At 66.8% G+C, this 21,343-nt stretch carries 12 protein-coding genes; 4 read left to right on the top strand and 8 right to left on the bottom strand.

Annotated elements, in window-relative coordinates:
* Positions 1-132: 132 nt before the first annotated feature.
* Together ACFOD9_RS14670 and ACFOD9_RS14665 are read right to left on the bottom strand one after the other, a co-directional pair.
* Positions 133-7,416 carry a VCBS domain-containing protein gene (locus ACFOD9_RS14670; protein WP_379510878.1) on the bottom strand — a complete coding sequence of 2,428 codons (7,284 nt, stop codon included), beginning with the start codon at positions 7,414-7,416 and terminating at the stop codon, positions 133-135.
* A 128-nt stretch (positions 7,417-7,544) separates the two neighbouring features.
* Positions 7,545-11,801, bottom strand: a complete 4,257-nt coding sequence (locus ACFOD9_RS14665; protein WP_379510877.1) for a choice-of-anchor L domain-containing protein — start codon at positions 11,799-11,801, stop codon at positions 7,545-7,547.
* Between the two features lie 149 nt (positions 11,802-11,950).
* Here ACFOD9_RS14665 and ACFOD9_RS14660 point away from each other — a divergent pair, with 149 nt between their 5' ends.
* From ACFOD9_RS14660 to ACFOD9_RS14650, 3 genes are all read left to right on the top strand, one after another.
* On the top strand, positions 11,951-12,655 hold the full coding sequence (locus ACFOD9_RS14660; RefSeq protein ID WP_379510876.1) for a response regulator: 705 nt from the start codon (positions 11,951-11,953) through the stop codon (positions 12,653-12,655).
* Positions 12,652-14,004 carry an ATP-binding protein gene (locus ACFOD9_RS14655; RefSeq protein ID WP_379510875.1) on the top strand — a complete coding sequence of 451 codons (1,353 nt, stop codon included), beginning with the start codon at positions 12,652-12,654 and terminating at the stop codon, positions 14,002-14,004. Before ACFOD9_RS14660 ends, ACFOD9_RS14655 begins: the two co-directional genes overlap by 4 nt.
* Before the next feature lie 308 nt (positions 14,005-14,312).
* Positions 14,313-15,557, top strand: coding sequence for an integrase arm-type DNA-binding domain-containing protein (locus ACFOD9_RS14650; protein WP_379510874.1), 1,245 nt, complete (start codon positions 14,313-14,315; stop codon positions 15,555-15,557).
* A gap of 342 nt (positions 15,558-15,899) precedes the next feature.
* On the opposite strand, the gene ACFOD9_RS14645 is transcribed toward ACFOD9_RS14650, so the two are convergent.
* The 6 genes from ACFOD9_RS14645 to ACFOD9_RS14620 are packed head-to-tail and all read right to left on the bottom strand — an operon-like array spanning position 15,900 to position 20,803.
* Complete coding sequence (locus tag ACFOD9_RS14645) at positions 15,900-16,229, bottom strand: carboxymuconolactone decarboxylase family protein (protein WP_449290026.1); 330 nt, start codon at positions 16,227-16,229, stop codon at positions 15,900-15,902.
* Between the two features lie 49 nt (positions 16,230-16,278).
* On the bottom strand, positions 16,279-17,064 hold the full coding sequence (locus tag ACFOD9_RS14640) for a sulfite exporter TauE/SafE family protein (RefSeq protein ID WP_379510872.1): 786 nt from the start codon (positions 17,062-17,064) through the stop codon (positions 16,279-16,281).
* 15 nt (positions 17,065-17,079) lie between these two features.
* Positions 17,080-18,003 carry an MBL fold metallo-hydrolase gene (locus ACFOD9_RS14635; protein ID WP_379510871.1) on the bottom strand — a complete coding sequence of 308 codons (924 nt, stop codon included), beginning with the start codon at positions 18,001-18,003 and terminating at the stop codon, positions 17,080-17,082.
* Positions 18,000-19,280 (bottom strand): TolC family protein, encoded by a 1,281-nt coding sequence (locus ACFOD9_RS14630; RefSeq protein ID WP_379510870.1) that lies wholly within the window; start codon positions 19,278-19,280, stop codon positions 18,000-18,002. The genes ACFOD9_RS14635 and ACFOD9_RS14630 overlap by 4 nt, the downstream gene beginning before the upstream one ends.
* Positions 19,281-19,306: 26 nt before the next feature.
* Positions 19,307-19,510: a YgaP family membrane protein gene (locus tag ACFOD9_RS14625; protein ID WP_379510869.1), complete on the bottom strand. Its 204-nt coding sequence runs from the start codon at positions 19,508-19,510 to the stop codon at positions 19,307-19,309.
* Between the two features lie 12 nt (positions 19,511-19,522).
* Positions 19,523-20,803: an NAD(P)/FAD-dependent oxidoreductase gene (locus ACFOD9_RS14620; protein WP_379510868.1), complete on the bottom strand. Its 1,281-nt coding sequence runs from the start codon at positions 20,801-20,803 to the stop codon at positions 19,523-19,525.
* 190 nt (positions 20,804-20,993) lie between these two features.
* On the opposite strand from ACFOD9_RS14620, the gene ACFOD9_RS14615 reads away from it, so the two are divergent.
* Positions 20,994-21,341 (top strand): rhodanese-like domain-containing protein, encoded by a 348-nt coding sequence (locus tag ACFOD9_RS14615; RefSeq protein ID WP_379510867.1) that lies wholly within the window; start codon positions 20,994-20,996, stop codon positions 21,339-21,341.
* The last annotated feature ends 2 nt before the right edge of the window (positions 21,342-21,343 follow it).

The raw sequence follows: 21,343 nt of genomic DNA, 5'->3' as shown, positions 1-21,343 counted from the left end.
GGCCGGTCGCCGGCCAGACCGCAACCGGGCGCTTCAATCGGTTGCCACGCCCGAATCCCTGCCCCGGCCTGTGCCGCAACCCGGCGCGCTGGGGGGGCGCCTGGGGTGCCGGGTTGCGGTTCGTCTAGCGGGTCAGAGCACGAAATCGGCCTGGGTCAGGGCAACATTGCCGGCAAGGTCGATCCACAGCTCGGCCGTGGCGGTGTTGCCATCGGTATCGCCGAACACATGGGTGACATTGCTCGCCGCATCGTAGCCGAACCAGACCCCGAACGACTGGGCGCTGCTGCCGCCCCACAGGAAGACATCGTTCTTGTTGGTCGAGAGCACCGGATCGATCGCGGACAGGTCGATCCGGTCGGCAAGGTGGGCGAAGTCGGTGATCGTATCGTGCACCGCCGCGCCCGATTCGGCCGTGGCAAGATAGACGAAGCTGTCGCGCCCGGCTCCGCCGGTCAGCAGGTCGGCGCCAAGCCCGCCGGTGATCCTGTCATCGCCGGCCCCGCCGCCGATCACATTGGCCCCCGCACTTCCGGTCAGGCTGTCGGCCGAGGCCGAGCCGGTCAGGTTCTCGATCCCGACCAGGGTGTCCTTGCCGGCCCCGCCGGTGCTCTGCAGGCCGGTAACCGCCAGGCTCACCGTCACCGCGCCGGTGGCGCTGGCATAGGAGGCGGTGTCGCTGCCGGCGCCGCCATCAAGCACGTCGTCGCCGGCGCCGCCGTCGAGCGTGTCGTTGCCATCGTTGCCGAGCAGGCGATCGTTGCCGCCAAGGCCGATCAGCTGGTCGTTGCCGGCCCCGCCGCCGATCGTGTCGGCCCCGGCCGTGCCGGTAAGGGTGAGATTGCCGACCACGACCTCGTCGCTGCCAACGATGCCGATCGTGATCGCCCGGGTGGTCCCGTCGGCCGCGCGGATCACCACGCTGTCGGTCAGCCCCTGGCCGGTGGCCAGCGCATCGACCGCGAGGTTGGCGTTGTCGAGGGTATAGGTCCAGGCTCCGCCGGTGGTGAGCGCCAGGGCGCCGTAGGTTCCGGCATAGGTGCCGCCGGCAAAGCTCGCCGGGCTGTCGATGTCGCTGATGGTGAGCGCGCCCGACACCTGCGACACGCCGCCGGCCGTCGCCGCCTCGGTGACGCTGGCCGTCGTGGTCCCGCCGATCAGCGCGGCATCGTTGCTCCCGCTCACCGCCACGGTAATCGCCTGGGCGGCCGACCCGTCGAACGACTGGACCGCCAGCGTCTCGGTGACGGTCTGCCCCGCCGCAAGCGCCTGGGTCGCCGCGCGGGCATTGTCGAGCGCATAGGTCCAGGCGCCGCTGGCCGCATCGAAGGCGAAGCTGCCATAGGTGCCGGCAAGGCTGGCGGGCGCGGCGAAGCGGGCCTCGCCGGCATCGGGATCGCTCGCGGCCAGCTGGCCGGTGACCAGCGCCGTGCTGTCCTCGGCCACGGCACCCCTCGCCGTGCCGGTGATCACCGCCGCATCGTTGGCGCCCGCAATCGTGACGGTGATCGCCTGGGCGGCCGAACCGTCAAGCGAGGTGACGGTCAGCCCATCGCTGGCGGTCGCCCCCGCGCCCAGCGCCTGGGTGGCGGCGCGGGCGTTGTCGAGTGTGTAGGCCCAGGCGCCGGTGGCCGCATCGAAAGCGAAGCTGCCATAGGTGCCGGCAAGGCTGGCCGGCGCGGCGAAGGCGGCCTCGCCGTGATCGGGATCGGCCACGCTGAGCACGCCGGAAGCCGAAGGGGTGCCGACAAGCGCATTGCCCAGCCCGCCCGCCTCGGTGACCGCGCCGGCCGCCGTGCCGGCAATGGTCGCCACCTCGTTGGCGCCGGTGACGGTGACCACGATGGTCTCGCTGGCGCTGCCATCGGCCGAGGTGACGGTCAGCGCCTGGCTGGCCTGTTCGCCGGCGGCCAGCGCCACGGTTTCCACCGCCGCGCCATCGAGCGCGAAGGTCCAGGCGCCGGTGGCCGGATCGAAGGTGAAGGCGCCGAAGGCACCGGCAAGGGCCGCCGGGTCCACCGCCGCGAAGTGAGCCTCCCCGGCATCGGCATCGCTGACCAGCAGCCTGCCCCCGGCGAAGGCAGCGGCCTCGGCGGCCACGGCCCCGGCCACTTCGCCGCTGATCGCGGCCAGCGAGCTGGTGCCGGTGATCGTGACGGCAATCGTCTCGCTGGCGGTCCCGTCAAGCGAGGTGACGGTCAGCGTATCGCTGACCTGCTGGCCCGGATCGAGCGCCTGGGTAGCGGCCCGGGCGCTGTCGACCGCATAGGTCCAGGCGCCGGTCGCGGCATCGATGGTGAAGGCGCCATAGGTGCCGGCCAGCGCCGCGGCGGCGGGCGCCGCGAAGGCCGCTTCGCCCGCATCGACATCGGCCACGGCAAGCAGGCCCGAGGCGGTGCCACCGCTTTCCAGCACGGCCCCGGCCAGATCGCCCGCAATCGTGGCGGCATCGTTGACCGGAGCCAGGGTGAGCGAGGCCGTCGCCGCGATGACCCCGCCCGCACCATCGCTCACCGTGTAGGACAGGACCAGCGGGCCGTTGTAGTTGGCCTGGGGCGTGAGGGTGAAGGTGCCATCGCCATTGTCGGTGACCGTGGCATGGTCGGCGGCCAGGGCGCTGACCGAAAGCGCCGCGCCTTCGGGGTCGGTGTAGCCGGCGAGCAGGTCGGTTGCAGCCACGATGCAGGCCGCATCCTCCGCGCCGTTCGCCAGCACCGCCGGAGTGCCCGAAAGCACCGGCGCGTCGTTGGCATTGGTCACCGTGATCGCCAGCGCCTGGCTGGCGCCGAGCAGGCCGTCGCTGGCGCTGACCACGACATCGTAGACGTTGTCGGCGCCGGCATCGCCGGGCGCGGCAAAGCTGGGCGCGGCGCGGAACGCGAGGGCGCCGGTCGCCGGATCGATCGCGAAGAGCGCGGCATCGGCCCCGCCGGTGATCGCATAGGTGAGCACGGTGGATGGATCGGGATCGGCCCCGGTCACCGTGGTGACCGCCAGGGCGCCTTCCACCAGGCTGAGCGAGGCCGTGGCCGCGCCGCCGTCGGACGTGATCGCCGGGGCCGCATTCATGCCCGAGAGCGGGGTGCCGTTGAGCGTATAGGTCTCGGCGCCGAACCGGAGCACCTCGATCCCGTCGAGCGTGTCTGAACCCTCGCCATTGCCGGAAACGGTGATCGTGCCATCGGCATTGTGGGTGATCGCATAGGCGCTGATCGGCCCGGCAAAGACGGCGGTATCCTCGCCCTCGCCGCCGTGGAGATGGTCATTTCCGGCCCCGCCGGCAAGGGTATCGTTGCCGGCATTCCCGGTCAGGTCATTGTCGCCGATGTTCCCCTTGATCACGTCGTCGCCCGCGCCGCCGATGGCATCGGCGATGTGGGTGGTGGTGGCCGTGGTGAGGCCGGTGGTGATGGCGCTGACGATGTTGGAGCTGTTGGCGGTGAGCGTCACCACCGTGCCCCGGCCCATCGCATCGGCCAGGGCCTGGTAGGTCGCTTCCAGCCCCGGGGTGACCGCGAAGACCGGGATGATGTTGGCCGCCGCCATGGCCGCGGCGAGCTGGGCGATCTCCGGGTAGTTCTCCATGATCCCGCCATCGTTGATGATGGCATTGCCGTTATTGGCCGTGGTGATGCCCTGGGCGGCGCCATCGGCGGCGGTGTGGAACGGGGCGTCGGTGAACAGCACGGCGAAGCGCGCGGAATTGGTCTGGTAACCCACCTCGCCGCCCGCGCGCGCGGCCAGTTGAAGCAGCGCTTCAAGCTGGCTTTCGGGCAGGTCGGCGCCGCCCGTGGCGATGAACCCGGCATAGGCCGTGGTCAGGGTGGTGGCGGTTGCGCCAACGGCAAGGTCGGTCTTGTAGGTATAGTCGCCGCCCGAGCCGAAGCTGCCCCAGATCTTGTCGCGGAACGAGGACACGCCGAAGGCCGCGCCGCCGGAAATACCGTCGAGCGCCGCCACGATCTGCGGCACGAGGCTACGGACGTTGGCGATATCATCGGCGAAGGAGCCGGTCAGGTCCTGGAGGAACTGGACGTTGAGCGCGCCGGTGACCACGCCGCCGGTGCCATAATCGACGCTGTGGCCCTCGATCCGGGTGGCGGTTTCGCCCGAAAGGTCGATGTAGGAATTGCCCGTGGCCTCGCTGGCATCGATCGTGTCGTGGCCCTGGAAATCCTCGATATGGGCCGATCCGCCGTGGATTCGGTAGACGTCGTCGCCCGAGCCGCCGGCCAGGGTATCGAGGCCGGAACTGGAATGGAGCACGTCGTTGCCGTCACCGCCCAGCTCGATATCGTCGCCCGCGCCGCCATCGAGCACGTCGTTGCCGGTATCGCCGGTCAGCGTGTTGTTCGCGGCATTGCCGACAAGGGTGTGGCCGGTGCCCGAAAGCTTCACGTTCTCGATGTTGTCGGCCAGCACCCAGTCGGTGGCGACGACCACCGTATCGGTGCCGCCATCGGCCGCTTCGACCACCACGTCGCCCGGGTTGTCGATGAAATAGGTATCGTCGCCCGCGCCGCCGTCCATGGTGTCGGCACCCGCGCCGCCATCGAGGCTGTCGTTGCCGAGGCCGCCTTCAAGCAGGTCCGCGCCGGCATTGCCGAGGAGCAGGTTGGCCCCGTCGTTGCCTTGCCCGTGGTGGGCATCGCCAGTCAGCGCCAGGTTCTCGACATTGGCGATCCCGGCCAGCGAGAAATCGACCGACGACAGGACGGTGTCGGTCCCGCCGGCCGCCGTTTCCACGATGGTGTCGGTGTGGCTGTTCACCACGAAGGTGTCGTTGCCGTCGCCGCCGATAAGGGTATCGAGCCCGCCCGCGCCGTCGAGCAAGTCATTGCCCGCCCCGCCGGTCAGCACGTTATCGCCGCTGTTGCCGGTGGCGTGGTGCGCCGCGCCGGAGAGCGCCAGGTTCTCGATGGTGGAACCTTCGGTCAGGGCATAGTCGAAGCTGGCGATGACCGTGTCGGTGCCGCCGTTCGCGGCTTCCACCACCACGTCGCCGGCATTGTCGACGTGATAAGTATCGTCGCCCAGCCCGCCGGCAAGGGTATCGGCCCCGGCGGCGCCGTCGAGCGTATCGGCCCCGTCGGTGCCGGTGATCGTGTTGGCCAGCCCATTGCCGGTGCCAAGATGGGCGCTGCCGGTGAGGACAAGGTTCTCCACCTCGGCGGCCAGCGCATGGTCGACCGAGGCGATCACCGTGTCGGTGCCGCCGCCCGCGCCTTCGATCACCCGGTCGCCCGCATCGTCGACATGATAGGTATCATTGCCCGCGCCGCCGCTCAGGGTATCGGCCCCGGCCGCGCCGTCGAGGGTATCGGCCCCGGCCGAGCCGGTCAGCACATTGCCCAGCTCGTTGCCGGTGCCGGTGAGGCCGGCGACGGCGAGCGTCAGGTTCTCGACATTGGCGCCAAGCGTTGTGGAAACCGAGGCGATCACCGTATCGGTGCCGCCGCCCGGAGCCTCGCTCACCACGTCGCCGGCCTGGTCCAGCCGGTAGGTGTCGTTGCCCAGCCCGCCGGCCATGGTATCGGCCCCGGCCCCGCCATCGAGCGTGTCGGCGCCGGTCGAACCGGTGAGGACATTGGCGAGCACGTTGCCGGTGCCGGTGAGCCCGCCGTTCAGCAGGGTCAGGTTCTCGACATTGGCGCCAAGCGTGGTGGAAATGGCGGTGTAGACCGTATCGATCCCCTCGCCCGCCGCCTCGTTGACCACGTCGAGCGCATTGTCGACATAGTAGCTGTCGTTGCCCAGCCCGCCGGCCATGCTGTCGGCGCCCGCGCCGCCGTCGAGCGTATCGTCGCCCGCGCCGGTGCTGATCGTGTCGTTGCCGCCAAGGGCCATGATGTTGTCGGCATCCGGCCCCACCGCGTGGACGCCCGAGCGGGTGCCCGCGCCAATCAGGTCGGCCCCTTCGGTGCCATAGACCGTGTTGTCGGGCTGCCAGGAAGCGGGGCTGTAGAGCAGGGTGGCGCTTTCGCCCAGGCCCGGCGAGCCGATCAGCAGGTCGACCACGCCATCGCCGTTCTGGTCGTCGACGATGACGACCGACGATCCGGTCAGGCTGTCGGGCGTGCCGGAAATCTTCGCGCCGCCGATCCCTTGCGCCACAAGGGCAAGATCGACCTTGCCGGTGCCGCCGCCCCAGACCACGTAGACCGCGCCGGTGGTGGTGCCATTGGTGCTGGCCGAGGGCGCGCCGATCACGAAGTCGGCGATGCCGTCACGGTTGAGGTCGCGCCCGCCGGTGACCGAAAGCTGGTCGAGGTCCTTGGCCGCCTCGGGGACGATCTCGAACCCGCCCAGGCCGGCCTTGACCTGGGCGGCATCGATCGAGCCGGTGCCCGCCTTGCCGAAGACCACGTAGGCGTGCCCCGCCGTGGGCGCGCCGATCAGCAGGTCGGCCCGGCCATCGCCGTTGACGTCGCCGATGCCGCTCACCGCATCGCCCATGTTGTCGCCGCGCGCGCCGGTCTTGCTGTCGCCACGGATGCCGTTGATGGCAAAGCCGTTGCTGCCCAGCGCCTTGAGATCGACCGCCGTGCCGGTGGCCTTGCCGAACACGACGAAGACCGCGCCGCCCTTGTCCTTGCCCGAACCGGTATTGGGCGAGCCGATCAGGATTTCGTTCAGCCCGTCGCCGTTCATGTCGCCGACCGTGCCGAGCCAGGTGCCGGCCAGATCGCCCGCCGCCCCGCCGATGATCTTGAACCCGCCGATCCCGCTGGCGACATCGGCGAGGTTGACCGGGGCGGTGGTGTCCTTGCCCCAGACCACATAGGCCGCGCCCGCATCGAGCGCGGCGGCATCGTTGCCCGGCGCGCCGACGAGGAAATCGGCCCGGCCATCGCCATTGAGATCGCCCACCGAAAGCACGGAGGAGCCGGCGGCGTCGCCCGCCGCCTCGCCACGAATGGCAAAGCCGCCAAGGCCCGCATCGATGGCCACGAGGCTGATCTCGCCCGCGCCGCGCCCGAAGACCACATAGGCCGAACCCGCATCGGTGGCCCCGGCCACATCGACGCCCGGCGCGCCGATCAGGATCTCGCCCCGGCCGTCGCCGGTCATGTCGGCGAGGCCGGCCACCGCGGTGCCGGCATGGTCACCCGCCGCCGCGCCGTCGATGATCAGTTGCGCGCTGGCTCCAAGCGCCGTGGTGGTGCCGGTCGCCAGCCCGCCGAGGGTGACGAAGACCCGGCCCGAATCCAGCCCGTTCACGTCGCTGGCCGAAGCGCCCAGGATCAGGTCGGCCTTGCCGTCGCCATTGAGGTCGGCGGTGGAACCCAGCCAGGGTGCCACCGGATGGCCGGGGGCCAGCGATGCGAAATCCCCGAAGGCGGCGGGGGAGAACCGGATGCCCAGGTTGCCGGACAGGACGGAATTCAGGAAAACCCGCGTATTGGGAATCGGCATCGTGTGCTCCGGGAGGTGATCGTTCCCCCCTCAACGGATGCCATGCGCGATTATTCCGTCGCCTGTGTATTCCATCGTCCCGATCACGAGCGGCCGGCCCGCGACGAACCGGCCGCTGGCGTGGGTGACTAGAGGATGAAGTCCGCGGCCACGAGCGGCGCGGCAGCGTAGACGCTGATCGCCAGGTCGGCCAGGCCGTCGCCGTTGACATCGCCCTGCACGAGATAGTGATCCCCTTCGAGCGAGACCGCCAGTTCGCCGGCCTTGTGACCAAAGGCGCCCACCAGGGTGAAAGCCTGGTCCTTGCCGCCGCTGATCGCATCGATCGCGGACAGGTCGATGCGGTCGCCCTCGGCGTGGCTGAAGTCCTGGATCGTGTCGCGCGCGGCGCTGGTGGAATCGGCCGCCGCCTTGAACACGAAGCGGTCGGCCCCGGCGCCGCCCCACAGGAGATCGGCCCCGGCCCCGCCGGTGAGCCTGTCGTCGCCGGCCCCGCCCAGCAACGCGTCGTTCCCGGCTGCACCGTCGAGACTGTCGTTGCCCAGCCCGCCTTCCAGCCGATTGGCCCCGCCATTGCCGGTGAGGGCGTCATTGCCCGCGCCGCCGACCAGGTTCTCGATGTTTCGCAACAGGTCGCTGCCGGCGCCCCCGGTGGCCTGGGCCTTGGTCAAGGCCAGGCTCACGGTCACGGCACCCGCGATGTCGGCATAGGAAGCGGTGTCCACCCCCGCGCCGCCATCGAGCGTATCGTTGCCCGCGCCGCCCTGCAAAACATCGGCGAAGGCCGTGCCGGTGAGGGCGTTGGCCCCGCCATTGCCGACCAGGGTCAGCCCGTTCAGCACGGCGGCGGCGTTGATCGAGAGAGCCGCGGTCCCGGTGGCCAGGCTCGCCCGCTCCAGCCCGGTGTCGCCGGCATGGAGGGTGAGCGTGCCGGTCGTGGCGGTGAAGCGCACCTCGTCGGTGCCGCTGGTGCCGCTATCGGCGATTTCGGCCGCCGCATGGTCGGCCGCGCTGCCGATCACGTAGAGATCGGAGCCGCCGCGTCCGTCCAGCCGGTCGACCCCGCCAAGGCCGGTCAGGGTATCGTCCATGGCGCCGCCGATCAGCGTGTCGGCGCCGGCACTGCCTACCAGGGTCAGCGGCAGGGCCGCCGCCGTGGCGAAGTCCCAGCTGGCCGAACCGGCATAGGCATTGCCGGCAAGGTCGATCACGCTGCCGCTGGCGAAGACCACGAAATACTGCGTGCCATCGGCCAGCGGGGCCGTGGGATCGATGGTCAGCACGGCACCGATGACGGAGAGGCGCGGGCTGCCGCTGGCGAAGCTTTCCACCACCGGGCCATCGGGCGCGCCAAGGCGCAGCGTGATCGCGCCCGCGCCCAGCGCGACGGCTTCGGAGAAGGTGACGACAAGGTTGCTGCCCGTGGCCACGCCGCTCGCCGCATCGGCGGGGGCGAAGCTGGCCACGGTGGGGGCGCGGGTGTCGATCGCCTGGTCGGCGGCGCTGGCGGCCTCGCCGGCATTGCCGGCCAGATCGCTCACCGCGCCAGCGGCCAGCGCCAGCGACACCACGCCTTCCACCCCGGCATCGGGAGCAACGGTAACCGCATAGGTGCTGCCGCTGCCGGCAACCTGGGTCACCGCGCCGTTCGTCACCACGAAATCGCCGGCATCCAGCCCGGTCACCGCCTCGGCGAAGGTCACGGTATAGGTGATCGCGCCGGTGGCGGTTCCGGCGGTATCGTCGGTGATGGTGGCCGTGGGAGCGAGCGTATCGACCGCCTGGCTCACGGAGATGTCCGCCGCCAGGGCATTGCCGGCCAGGTCGCTCACAGCGCCGGCCAGCAGGGTCAGCTGCACCGCGCCCTCGATGCCCGCATCGGGCGCCACGGTCACGGTGAACGTGGTGCCATCGCCGCTGATGCCGGCAACCGCGCCATTGGCGACACTGAAGGCCGAGGCATCGAACATGGCGACCGCCTCGCTGAAGGCGAGGGTGAAGGTGACCGCGCCCGTGGCCGTGCCCATGGCATCGCTGGCAATGCTGGCCTCGGGCGCGGTGGTGTCGGCCGGGTGAGCGGCGGCAGCGTCGACCACCAGCAGGGCATGGCCGAGCGTGGCTGCGCCCTGCGGATCGGCGACCAGGTAGGTCACCTCGACCGGGCCGGCATAGCCCGCGTCGGGGACGAAGGTGAAGGTGCCGTCGCCATTGTCCACGAAACTGCCGCCAAGGTCAGCAGTCAGGGCCGAGACGGTCAGCACCTGGCCTTCGGGATCGGTGTAGCCGGCGAGCAGGTCGGTTGCAGAGACGATGCAGGCCGTGTCCTGCTGGGCATGGGGCAGCGCGCCGGTGAAGAAGCCGTCCGGCGCCTGGTTGATCGGCTGGCTCAGCGTTTCCAGATGGCCCTTGTAGGGCTTGAGCGGATCGGTCTGCCCGCAATAATCGTTCCACACCAGGAGGATGCCGGAAAGGCTCGTGGCATCGGCCATGTCCTTGTTGAGACCCTGGACGATATCGAGCAGCCCCGGATCGGTGCCCGCCAGCAGGCTGGCAAGCGTGGCGGGATCGGCCAGGTTGAGCACGGTGCCGGCATCGGCCGCGCCGATCACCGCGAGGGCAAGGTTGAAGCCGGTGGGATCGGACACCGAGGCCGCCATGGCCACCTGGGCCGCCGCCTTCATCACCGCCACGGCCACCGGATCGGCCGGATTGGCCTGGAGCGCGGCATAGGCATCATAGGTCCGCAGGTCCACGCCCGGCAGGCCCAGCGCCGCCAGGATCGCCGCCTCGGCCGTGGCCGGGGTGAAGCCGAGATCGACCGCGTTGGCCAGCAGCGTGGTAAGCGGATCGGCCACCGTACCGCCGGCCGGGGTATCCAGCACCATCAGCTCGATCGCCAGCGCCCCGGTGGGCGCGGCCACGGTGAGCGCGCCCGACTGGACCAGCTCGGCCGCGCCCTTGCCGTCGGTGTAGCTGGCCGTCGCCATGACCTGCTGCCCGGCCTGGGCTTCGGCCAGGGTGAAGGTCTTGGCGGTCACCCCGGTGTCGGTCCAGGTCACCCCGTCGGCCGAGACCAGCCAGGTGTAGGCGATGCCCGCCGGGTCGGCCGGCAGGCCATCGGCATCGGTGACGATCGCGGTGAGCGCATGGCCCGCAACGGCGATGCCGGCCACGGCAAGGGCACCGGGCTGGTTGGCCCCGCCGGTGCTGCCGGCATGGGCGGTCAGCACGCCGCCCGAAAGGTCGAACAGCCCGTCGGCGAATTTCACCTGCTGGATGTTGTGCAGGCTGTCGGTGCCCTCGTCCTTGCCGTCGGCGCCGTGGTCGGTGATCGTGGTCACGCCGGTCGCGGCATAAAAGGCCAGGGCATAGTCGCTCGCCTTGCCGGCATAGACCGCCGTGTTCGCCGCACCCGCGCCGCCATCGAGCAGGTCGTTGCCCTCGTCGCCCCGCAGCGTATCCTCGCCGCTGCCGCCATAGACCCTGTCGTTGCCGGCACCGGCCACCACGATGTCGTCGCCGATCCCGGCATAGGCCACATCGTCGCCGCCCTTGAGGTCGATCAGGTCCGCGCCGGCCGTGCCGTTGACCGTTTCCGCGCCATCGGTGCAGGGCACGTCAGGCGTGATCACCACGCCCGAGCCGGGGGTGGTGCCGGCCACCATGTTGGAAATGATGATCCCGCTGTCATAGATGTGATCGCCGGTATCGGCGATGCCGATCCTGATCGCATTAACCTGGCCGGCGTTGATCGGGGCGACGATCTTGAGCACCTTGCTCACCCCGTCATATTCGATCGGCAGGACGTTCCCGGCATTGTCCTGGAAGTAGCCGGCGGCCAGGTTCGGCCCGATCACGCTCAGCGGGGCATTGGGATCGTGGTTGAACAGGGCATAGTTGACCCCGTTCACGATGATCACCGCGCAGTCGACGAACTGGTCGACCCATTCGGGATACTCGTCCGACCCGAACACGAGGTCGAACGAGATCGAGGTCGCCGCCGGATCGCTGACCGTGAAATCGAAGGCCAGCATGGTTGCATCGTAGGACTGGGTCTGGAACACGGTGTTGACCACCGCATCGATCGCGGGATCGCCGTTGGTGAAGGTAAGCGGCGTGCCATCGGCCGCATAGACCGTGTTGTCCTGGCCGAACCAGCCCACCGTGTTGGTCGTGCCCGGCGTCGTCCCCGAGGTGAGCAGCAGCCCCGCGCCGATCCCCAGCGCGCCGAGCGAACCATCGTAGACGTTCACCGCCGTGGCCCCGGAGGCCGCCAGGGTGATGCTGGCCGCATCGATCTGGATGCCGGAACCGGCGCCCAGCAGCGAGCCGGCCAGGGTGGAAAGGTCCGTGCCGGAATAGACAGTGAAAGGATCGGTCGCCATCGTGTTTCAAGCCCCGTGCAATCGCCGCGCCGTGCCACGCGGATCGCTGGCGCCGGGCAGGAAGGTGGTTTGGGGCTGGACATATCCGGCCAAACTGACACCAGTCTGAAAACCGTGGCGCCGCGATCTGGGGAGGGAGAAAGGCCGGGATGAGCGTGCTCCTCGTCGAGGATGACCGGATGCTGGGCAGCGCCATCGTCGATGGCCTGGCGCGGCATTTCGCGGTCGACTGGGTGCGCTCCCTGGGCGATGCCGAAGTGGCGCTGCGAACCGGCGCCTACGAGTTCATGATCCTCGACCTCGGCCTGCCCGATGGCTCCGGGCTCGACCTGCTGCGCGCGGAACGCCGGCGGGGCAACCAGTTGCCGATCATCATCCTGACCGCGCGCGGCCAGCTGGAGGATCGCCTCGCCGGGCTCAACAGCGGCGCCGACGATTACCTGGTCAAGCCGTTCGACCTCGATGAACTGGTCGCGCGCGGCGAGGCCATGCGCCGGCGGCTGCGCGGCTCGGCCTCGCCGGTCATCACCTGCGGGGCGCTGGCCTATGAACCGGCCACCCGCACCGCCACGCTTGATGGCCAGCCGCTCCACCTCTCCGCGCGCGAACTGGCCGTGCTCGATGAACTGATGGCGGCGCAGGGGCGGGTGATCGGCAAGGACCGGATCGAGGCCCGCCTCTATGACCTGGGCAGCGAGGTCGAAAGCAACACGGTGGAGGTCTATGTCTCGCGCCTGCGCCGCAAGATCGGGCGCGAGCGGATCGTGACCGTGCGCGGCCTGGGCTATACCGTCCCGCGCGAACCGGCACGGCAAGCAGCACCGGAAGCAGGGCCGGAAGCGGGGCGCGCATGAAGCTCTATTCGCTGCGGCGCGCCACCTTCCTCTCGCTGATCCTGCCGCTGCTGCTCTCGCTGGTGCTGGTCGCCGGCTCGGGCCTGCTCAGCGCCCGCTCGGCGATCGCGGTCCTGCGCGATCACGAAATGGAGCAGGAGGCGGTGTTCCTCCAGATGCTGTCGGTCCACGAGGCGGCCGAGGGCGAACGGCTGGGCGTGGTCCGCAGCACCGAAAGCTTCGGCCTGCGCGCCCTCCAGGCCCACGGCGCGGGCTTCCGGATCTGGGCCGGGCGCATGGTGATGACCAGCGCCGGCACCCTGCCCGCACCGGGCGCCGCACCGCCGCCGCCGGGCTTCGCCGACCTTGATGATGGCACCACCCGCTGGCGGCGCTATGCGCTGGGCGGCGGGGCCGAACCGCTCACGGTGGAAATCGTCGAGCCGGCGGCGGTCCGCATGGCGCTGGCCTGGCGCATGGCGCGCGCGCTGGTCGTGCCGATGCTGGTGCTGGTCCTGGCCGTCGCGGTGATCGCCACGCTTCGCCTCACCGCCGCGATCCGCCCGATCGCCGACCTCTCGCACGAGCTGGACCGGCGCGACAGCGGCGATCTCCAGCCGCTGGCCGGCGGCCGCATCCCCCGCGAGGTCGCGCCGCTGGTCGCGGCGATCAACGACCTGATGGGGCGGCTGGGCCGCGCCATCGCCCGCGAACGCGAATTCGCCGACAATGCCGCGCACGAATTGCGTACGCCGCTCGCGGCGCTCAAGGCCCGGGCGCAGGCCACGCGCCAGGCGCTGGGCGGCGACCCGGCGGCCCAGCGCTCGCTCGCCGAGCTGGATGCCGCGGTCGACCGCACGACCGGGGTGATCGAACAGCTCCTGCTGCTCTCGCGAATCGATTCCCAGGCCGATGGCGCCGCCGCGCGGCGCTTCGCCCCGGTCGACCTGTCGCGCCTCGCGGCCGACGTCGCGCGCGAGATCGCCCCCGCCGCCCTCGCCAAGGGGCTGGACCTGGCCGCCGAGATCACGCCGGGCCTGGTGCTGGACGGCAATGCCGACAGCCTGGCGATCCTGATCCGCAACCTGCTCGACAATGCCGTGCGCTACACCCCGCCGGGCGGCCAGGTGACCATCGCGCTCGATCCGGGCGCATCGGGCGGCGCGGAGCTGCGCGTGGCCGACACCGGCCCCGGCATGAGCGCCGACCAGATCGCCCGCGCCTTCGAGCGCTTCACCCGCTTCGATCCCGACCAGCCCGGCAGCGGCCTGGGCCTGTCGATCGCGAAGCAGGTCGTCGCCCAGCACGGCGGCACGATCGCGCTGACATCGCCAGACGAGGGCGGGCTGGTCTGCACGGTGCGGCTCTAGGCCCGCCCCCGCACCACGCGCCAAAAGCGCCGCTTGCGCGGCGCCTTGAAAGGCCGAATCTGGCAGGAAAACTGGAGCGGGCGAAGGGATTCGAACCCTCGACCCCAACCTTGGCAATTTTGAAATTTCCTTACGCCGTAACGCGATATGACACGATATTCGCGTATATTCAACAAGTTATGTATAATCACTTTCGCCGCACCATCCGATTTCCGCCGTCTAAACGCCCTTTTCTGCTTACGTATTGCTTACTTTTGGTCTAGAAGTGATCCGCGTAAGCAAGCGGTAGGCGCTGGATCGAGACGGACATGGCAAAACTCACCAAGAAGGCGATCGACGCCCTGCCGATCCCCCCGAAGGGACAAACTTTCCACTGGGATACTGAAACTCGGGGCTTTGGAATCCGCGTTGGCGCATCGGGAGCGAAAACCTTCGTCATCCAGTATCGCAACGTCGATGAGCGCTCTCGCCGGGTCAAGCTCGGCCGGTATGGCATCTTCACTGTCGAGCAAGCCCGCGATCTGGCCAAGATCAAGCTGGGTGAAGTTGCGGCAGGCGGCGATCCAGCCGAGGCAGTGGTCCAGGCTCGCAAAGATGTCACCGTTGCGGAGCTATGCGATTGGTATCTGGAAGAGGCTCGCGCAGGTCGCATTCTTGGGCGACGCAACAGACCCATCAAGGCCTCGACTCTCAATATGGATGAGAGCCGGATCAAGTCACACATCAAACCGTTGATCGGTCAGCGCAAAGCGCGCCATCTGACGGTGGCTGACGTCGAGGCAATGCAGGCCGACGTCGTAAATGGAAAAACGGCCAAACCGCGCACTGGTGGTCGCGGCGGCGTCAGCACTGGCGGCGCAGGTGTTGCCCCCCGCGTGGTGAGTACGCTTCAAAGCGTGCTGGGACATGCGAAGCACAAGGGCTTGCTGAAGGAACACCCTACCAAGGGCGCCCGTAAACTCGCGACCAACAAAAAGAAGCGTCGTTTGAGTGTAACCGAGATCGAAGATCTGGGTGCAGCCATGATGGTGGCAGAGCGTCACGGCGAAAACCCGGTGGGAATCGCCATCATCAAGCTGCTGCTGCTGACCGGCTTCCGGCGCCAGGAGGGGCAGGCAATGCGCCGCGACTGGCTGAATGCCGGAGGAGGTTATGTGGCGTTTCCCGACACCAAAGGGGACGCTCAACTTCGAGCGATCGGCGCTCCCGCGATCTCGTTGATACTGGAGCAGCCCACGGTCGCCAGCAATCCCTACGTATTTCCATCTGCGGGAACCGATGGCCCAATCACAACGGCCCGGGATTGTCTCGGTCGTTTGTGTGCCATCGCAAAAATCGCCAACGCCACCCCGCATACGCTGCGGCATACATTCGGCAGCGTCGCGGGTGACCTTGGCTTTTCCGAACTGACGATAGCCGCCATGCTGGGGCATGCCGCACAGACGGTGACGCAAGGCTATATCCACGTCGATGAGGCGCTCAGACTGGCAGTGGCGCGGACATCCGAAGAGATTGCAGCCATATTAAATCGCGGTGCAATGCGACTTAAATAGGTCCACGCCACATTGCTAACGAGCAGGATTCTCAGAATTCTTGGCGAGATGAGTGATCTTTCGCGCGACAAACCAACTGATCGGTATTGCTAGTACGAAGCCCGCCAGCGCGGAGATCAGAATTGCCCGGCCTCCTGTGTAGCCCGCGCTCAAAGCCGCAGTTACAAAGATACCCATGATCGTAGTGCTGATCATGAAGTGGAGGATAAATGTCAGTCGTCCCTGCATCACCAATCTCCAATATTAGATTACCATTATGGAATTGGGCGACCCCTGCATTGATCTAACGCAAGGGGAGAGATTGTCGGCTCGCATAAGTAAGATGCGGGGGTGGCCGTGTGATCAGGGTCTGCTCGCTGCAAACTGATCGTAGGCTTCAACAGCCTGCGCCGCGTACATAAGGCTCGGTCCAGCACCCATGTAGAGTGCCATACCCATGGTCTCCATAATTTCCTCCCGTGTTGCACCCTGCTTGACTGCCGCCTGGGAGTGAAAGGCGACGCATCCATCACATCGAATGGCGACAGAGATTGCCAGTGCAATGAGCTCCTTGGTTTTCGTATCGAGAACACCGTCTTCAGTTGCCGCCTTGGCCATGGCCGAGAATGCCTTCATGACCTCGGGAGTGCCAAGCCGAACTTCCTTGATGGCTCCTGACAGTTCGCCTGCCATTGACGGCCAATCCTTGTGCATTGCTGTTCTCCTTGATGATATCGTTCCCTCAGGACTGGAATGCCATCCAGTTGCGGTAGAGCATGTATACAGCGACGATGGCGACCAGTGCGGCGAACAGGGTATTTAGCCGCCCTTTAGATGCCGACAGCTTGCGTGCCGCCGCAGCGCCAAGCATCGATCCGACGATCCCGCCGCTTATGAAGCTTGTTGCAAGCGGCCAGTCGAGCAGGCCGGACAAGGCATAGTTCGCCGCAGTCGTCAGCCCGAATGCGGCAACCGCGATCAGCGAAGTACCGATAGCCCGGTAGATCGGCATCGCTGTCGAGGCGACCAGCGCAGGCACGATCAGGAACCCGCCTCCGATCCCGAAAAAGCCCGACAGCGTGCCCGTACCGATGCCGAAGGTGATTACCTTCGGCAAGTTCTCCCGGTTGCACTGGACGCCTTCTATACCCGATGCGCCCCGACCACGGTACATTGCGACAGCCACTACCAGCATCAAAAGGGCGAATAGGAATAGTAGCTTCTGGCCATCGAAGGCCTTTCCAAGCGTCGAGCCACCGAGCGCGCCGATAACGCCGGCAATTGCGAACGAACCACCGCAGCGCCAGTTGACGTTTTTCTCGCGTGCATGGTTCCACAACCCAGCAAGCGCGTTCGCAGCGACTGCAAGTGCACTGGTCCCAATCGCCAGATGCGGACTTTTGACACCGACCACGTAGACCATCAGCGGCACTGCGAGGATGGAACCGCCCCCGCCTACGAGGCCAAGGGTAAAGCCGATCAGCACCCCGCTCAGGCCGCCCAAAACATATTGGAGTTCACTGAACATAGGCGGCCCTCCCGCTTAGAGCAGGTTCAACGGTAGCTTGAGATAACTGACTCCATTGGCCTCCGGTTCGGGTAAATGTCCGGCACGGATGTTGACCTGGATCGAAGGCAGGATCAGCCGAGGCATTCCGAGTGTTTGATCACGCGCCTCGCGCATGGCGACGAAGGTGTCCTCGTCGATACCATCTCGGACGTGGACGTTATCCTCCCGCTCGGCACCGATGCTCGTTTCCCAGACAAAGTTATCGCGACCAGGAGCCTTGTAGTCATGACACAGGAACACGCGCGTCGCATCGGGCAAGGCCATAAGGCGGCGTATCGAACGGAAGAGTGTGCGGGCATCGCCACCTGGAAAGTCAGCCCGGGCGGAGCCATAGTCGGGCATGAATAATGTATCGCCGACGAAGACCGCGTCGCCGATGACATAGGCCAGGCAGGCCGGTGTGTGGCCTGGAACGTGAAGAGCAATCGCGGGCAAATTGCCGATGCGGAAGGCCTCCCCATCGTCCATCAGGTGGTCGAATTGCGATCCGTCGCGTGCGAAGCTGGCAGGCTCGTTGAACACGCCGGCAAAGACGTTCTGGACGGTGACTATGTCGCGTCCGATCACGACCTTTCCACCGAGATACTTCTTGAGATAGGGGGCGTCCGAGAGATGATCCGCATGCGCGTGGGTTTCAAGCAGCCAGTCGACCGCCAGGTTCTGCTCGCGCACATAAGCGATGACCGCGTCGGCCGACGCATGGCTGGTCCGGCCAGCAGCCTGGTCGAAGTCCATCACCGAATCGATGATCGCGGCGCGGCGCGTCACGGGATCGTGAACGACGTGGGTTGCTGTGAAGGTAGGTTCGTCGAAAAAGGTGCGAACTATCGGCCTTTCGGAGGTGCGACGCGCTGCTTCGATCTGGACGGTGGCCCGGTTGATCGCGGTGTCGGTCATGGCGCGATGTTCCCGGTAAGGGCATTGAGCCGCCAGGCGGCGACCGTCTGCATCCCTTCTGCTTGAAGCATTGCAGTCTCAGCCTCAATTGCTTCGCGTTCGGCGTCCAGTACGGCAAGGGTGGGCTTGGCACCAACGCGCGCTTCCAACTGCGTGCCGCGCAAGGCTTCGGCCGCTGCGTCACGCCGTGCCCGAGAAGCATCGGTCATACGGCGCGCGGTGGCCAACCCCTGCCACGAATCTATGACCATGCCTTCGAGCGTCTGTTCGGCCTGGCGCAGCCGCGCTTCGCTTGCATCGAGATCTGCATCAGCCGCGCGCGTCTGCGATGACACCCGGCCGCCGGCCCACAAAGTCCAGCGTCCGCGCACGCCGACTGCGACAGAATCGGCCTTGTATCCCGGGAAGAACTGATCACGCACATGTGCCGCTTCAGCGAAGGCGCCGATGGTGGGCATTCCCTCTGCCTTGGCTGAGCGAACACCGGCGCGAGCAACGTCGACGCCTGCCTTTGCCTGACGCAGTGCCGGATTGTTCTGACGCGCCATGTCGAGAGCTTCGTCGAGAGTGGGCGGAACCGGCGGCAAGTCAGGCAGAGGCGCAAGATCGCCCGCAGGCTTGCCTGTCAGTCGCTGATAAGCGGCTTCGGCCGAAGCGCGCCTGCCCTGCGCCTGGGCAAGGCCGGCGTCGGCCTCTGCTTTACGCGCTCGGGCTTGGGCCAATTCCGAACTGGCGATTTCGCCCGCACGAAAGCGCAGTCCTGCCTGCCGCTCGGTCTCGGCGAGCTCGCTTGCAAGTTGCCCGTAGCGCGCTTCCAGCTTTCGGGAGGTCAGCACTTCGGTATAGGTGCTAACCGCGAGCACGATCGTTTGCAGACGGGCCTGTTCGGCACCGAAGCGCGCTACGTCGGCCCCGCCGCGTGCCTGATCGATGGCTGAAGACACGCGCCCGCCAGCATAGATTGGCATTTCGGCGGTGGCCTGCAGTGCCAGAGGGGAGACATTGTCGGCGGTAATGCCGAAGAAACCGCCGTTGTCGATCCGGCCTGCGCCGTAGGACCCTTCCACTTTCAGCAGCGGATTGCTCTCTGCACGCGCGCGATCCAGTCGAGCTTTCGCCGCCGCCTCACCGGCACTTGCCTCAACCAACGTGGGGGCGTTGGCCAGGGCGTCGGTGATGGCGGCGGCGAGGTCCTGCGCCATCGCCGGGGGGGCAGCGATGACGCAGGATAGCGGCAGCAGACTGAGGCTCAGGAGTGATGTCTTCAGGCGGGACATGGCATACTCACTTCAGGCGCGACGTATCAGTTGAACGATGCGCCAGGCTTCACGCCCAGCTTTTTGAAGATCATTGCCGCAGGGCAAAAACCAGTAAAACTGGCCTGAAACATGTTCGCTCCGGCAAATGCGGTCAGCCAGAGGAAGGCGGGGTTCACCCAATGGGCGAGCGCCAGACTGCCCAAGACTACCAGTCCGGCAAAACGGAATACGGCGGAATCAATCGTCATCACCTGATCTCCTTACTTGAAACGCAACTTGCGAATGCCCAGTGCATGCATCGCCAGCTTTTCGTAGAAAGGCTCACTGGTTCCCCGACGAACCTTGTGCAGGAAGTATTTTTCGAAACCGATCTTGGCGAGGTGGACCCACTTGCCGCTGGATGACCAATTGAGGTTGCGCGGCGGGATCTGCGGCTGCGCAACGAACGCGACGCCACCATCGCCGAAATCAGCAAGGCACACGGCATTCCAGGTCGCTTCCTCGACCGGCTCTTTGCCGGCCAGTTCAAGCGCCAGGTTGTGCGCGATCGCGGTTACCATCGATTCGATCATGAACCCGGTCTTGGGCACGCCCACCGGCACCGGGGTCGGTCCGATCGGCGGAATGGCTACGCAGACGCCGAGCGAATAGATATTCTTGAATGTCGGGTTGCGCTGGTGCTTGTCGGCAAGGATGAAGCCGCGCGGGTTGGTAAGCCCTTCGATGCCATGCACTGCCCCCACGCCGCGGAACGCAGGCAGGATCATCGAATAACCGAACGGCAGATCATGGCTGGCCTTGACCGAACCATCGTCGGCCACTTCCTCGACGTGCATTGAGCCCTGCTCCACCTTGGTGATGCGGGCATTGGTGATCCATTTGATGTGGCGGTCGCGCAGTTCGCTTTCGAGCAGGGTCTTGGTGTCGCCGACCCCATCGAGCCCAAGATGACCGATATAGGGCTCTGGACTGATGTAGGTCATCGGCACCCGGTCGCGGATCTTTCGGCGACGCAATTCCGTGTCGAGAATCAGTGCGAATTCGTAGGCGGGTCCGTAGCACGAAGCGCCCTGCGCCGCACCAATCACGATAGGCTTGGGATCCTCACAGAAGCGGTCAAAAGCGTCGGCAGCATGTGCAGCGTGATCGGTGCGGCAAACCGACTGGGTAAAGCCATCAGGGCCAAGGCCCTCGACCTCGTCAAACGCCAGTTCCGGACCGGTCGCGATCACCAGATAGTCATAGTGGAGCGAGGTGCCGTCGTTGAGCTCGACCCGATTCTCCGCCGGGTGGACGCGCTTTGCACCGATCGCAGTAAAGCCAATGCCCTTCTTGCTCATGATTGGAGGTAGATGGACTTTGATTGCCTCCGGTTCACGCCAGCGCACCGCAACCCAAGGGTTGGAGGGGACAAACCAGTAATCCTCCTGGTCATTGACCACCATGACCTCGGCCTTGCCCTTCACGGCATCGCGAATTTCATAGGCGGCAATCGTTCCACCGAGCCCAGCACCGAGGACGATTATTTGCGGCAACGACATTGCGTCTTCTCCCTTAGCCCGGCGGGGTATCTGACCCGCGCGGCGATCACTTTGCTAGACCGGATCGCTTGTCCAACGATCTGCATCGGACTTGACTTATATAAGGCAAATGCGATATGAGCAAGTGGTAATCTAGTGTTGGGCGCTGCAGTCATGTCGTGCGGTGCCATGAACGGGAAAGGCAGAGGCCATGGTTTTCGGTTTCGGAAAGGGAAAGAAGCGCATGCAGCACCGGGAAATCAGCGCATCAGAGCTCAACGCAATGGTTCGTGCAGGCGAAGCGCTCGTCGTCGATGTCAGGGAAACGGATGAGTTTGCGGCCGGTCACATTCCGGGCGCGGTGAACATGCCTTTGTCCACATTCCAACCATCAAAGTTACCCGAATCGGAAGGCAAGACCTTGGTGCTCAACTGCCTCGGCGGCAAACGTTCTGCGATGGCGCTCGACAAGTGCGGAATAGCTCAAGCCGCGGTCGACACGCACCTCGCAGGTGGCTTCGGTGCGTGGCAGTCAGCCGGCTTGCCGATTGAGCGATAAGA

It is taken from the genome of Novosphingobium bradum, assembly GCF_042646485.1.
In the GTDB taxonomy this organism is placed as follows: Bacteria; Pseudomonadota; Alphaproteobacteria; order Sphingomonadales; family Sphingomonadaceae; genus Novosphingobium; species Novosphingobium bradum.
This window is presented reverse-complemented; position numbering and strand designations above follow the sequence as displayed.

What these genes read in the sequence shown, in the direction of transcription:
- ACFOD9_RS14670 (WP_379510878.1), bottom strand. Translation starts at nt 7,416, where the DNA reads ATGCCGATTCCCAATACGCGGGTTTTCCTGAATTCCGTCCTGTCCGGC.
- ACFOD9_RS14665 (WP_379510877.1), bottom strand. Translation starts at nt 11,801, where the DNA reads ATGGCGACCGATCCTTTCACTGTCTATTCCGGCACGGACCTTTCCACC.
- ACFOD9_RS14660 (WP_379510876.1), top strand. Translation starts at nt 11,951, where the DNA reads ATGAGCGTGCTCCTCGTCGAGGATGACCGGATGCTGGGCAGCGCCATC.
- ACFOD9_RS14655 (WP_379510875.1), top strand. Translation starts at nt 12,652, where the DNA reads ATGAAGCTCTATTCGCTGCGGCGCGCCACCTTCCTCTCGCTGATCCTG.
- ACFOD9_RS14650 (WP_379510874.1), top strand. Translation starts at nt 14,313, where the DNA reads ATGGCAAAACTCACCAAGAAGGCGATCGACGCCCTGCCGATCCCCCCG.
- ACFOD9_RS14645 (WP_449290026.1), bottom strand. Translation starts at nt 16,229, where the DNA reads ATGGCAGGCGAACTGTCAGGAGCCATCAAGGAAGTTCGGCTTGGCACT.
- ACFOD9_RS14640 (WP_379510872.1), bottom strand. Translation starts at nt 17,064, where the DNA reads ATGTTCAGTGAACTCCAATATGTTTTGGGCGGCCTGAGCGGGGTGCTG.
- ACFOD9_RS14635 (WP_379510871.1), bottom strand. Translation starts at nt 18,003, where the DNA reads ATGACCGACACCGCGATCAACCGGGCCACCGTCCAGATCGAAGCAGCG.
- ACFOD9_RS14630 (WP_379510870.1), bottom strand. Translation starts at nt 19,280, where the DNA reads ATGTCCCGCCTGAAGACATCACTCCTGAGCCTCAGTCTGCTGCCGCTA.
- ACFOD9_RS14625 (WP_379510869.1), bottom strand. Translation starts at nt 19,510, where the DNA reads ATGACGATTGATTCCGCCGTATTCCGTTTTGCCGGACTGGTAGTCTTG.
- ACFOD9_RS14620 (WP_379510868.1), bottom strand. Translation starts at nt 20,803, where the DNA reads ATGTCGTTGCCGCAAATAATCGTCCTCGGTGCTGGGCTCGGTGGAACG.
- ACFOD9_RS14615 (WP_379510867.1), top strand. Translation starts at nt 20,994, where the DNA reads ATGGTTTTCGGTTTCGGAAAGGGAAAGAAGCGCATGCAGCACCGGGAA.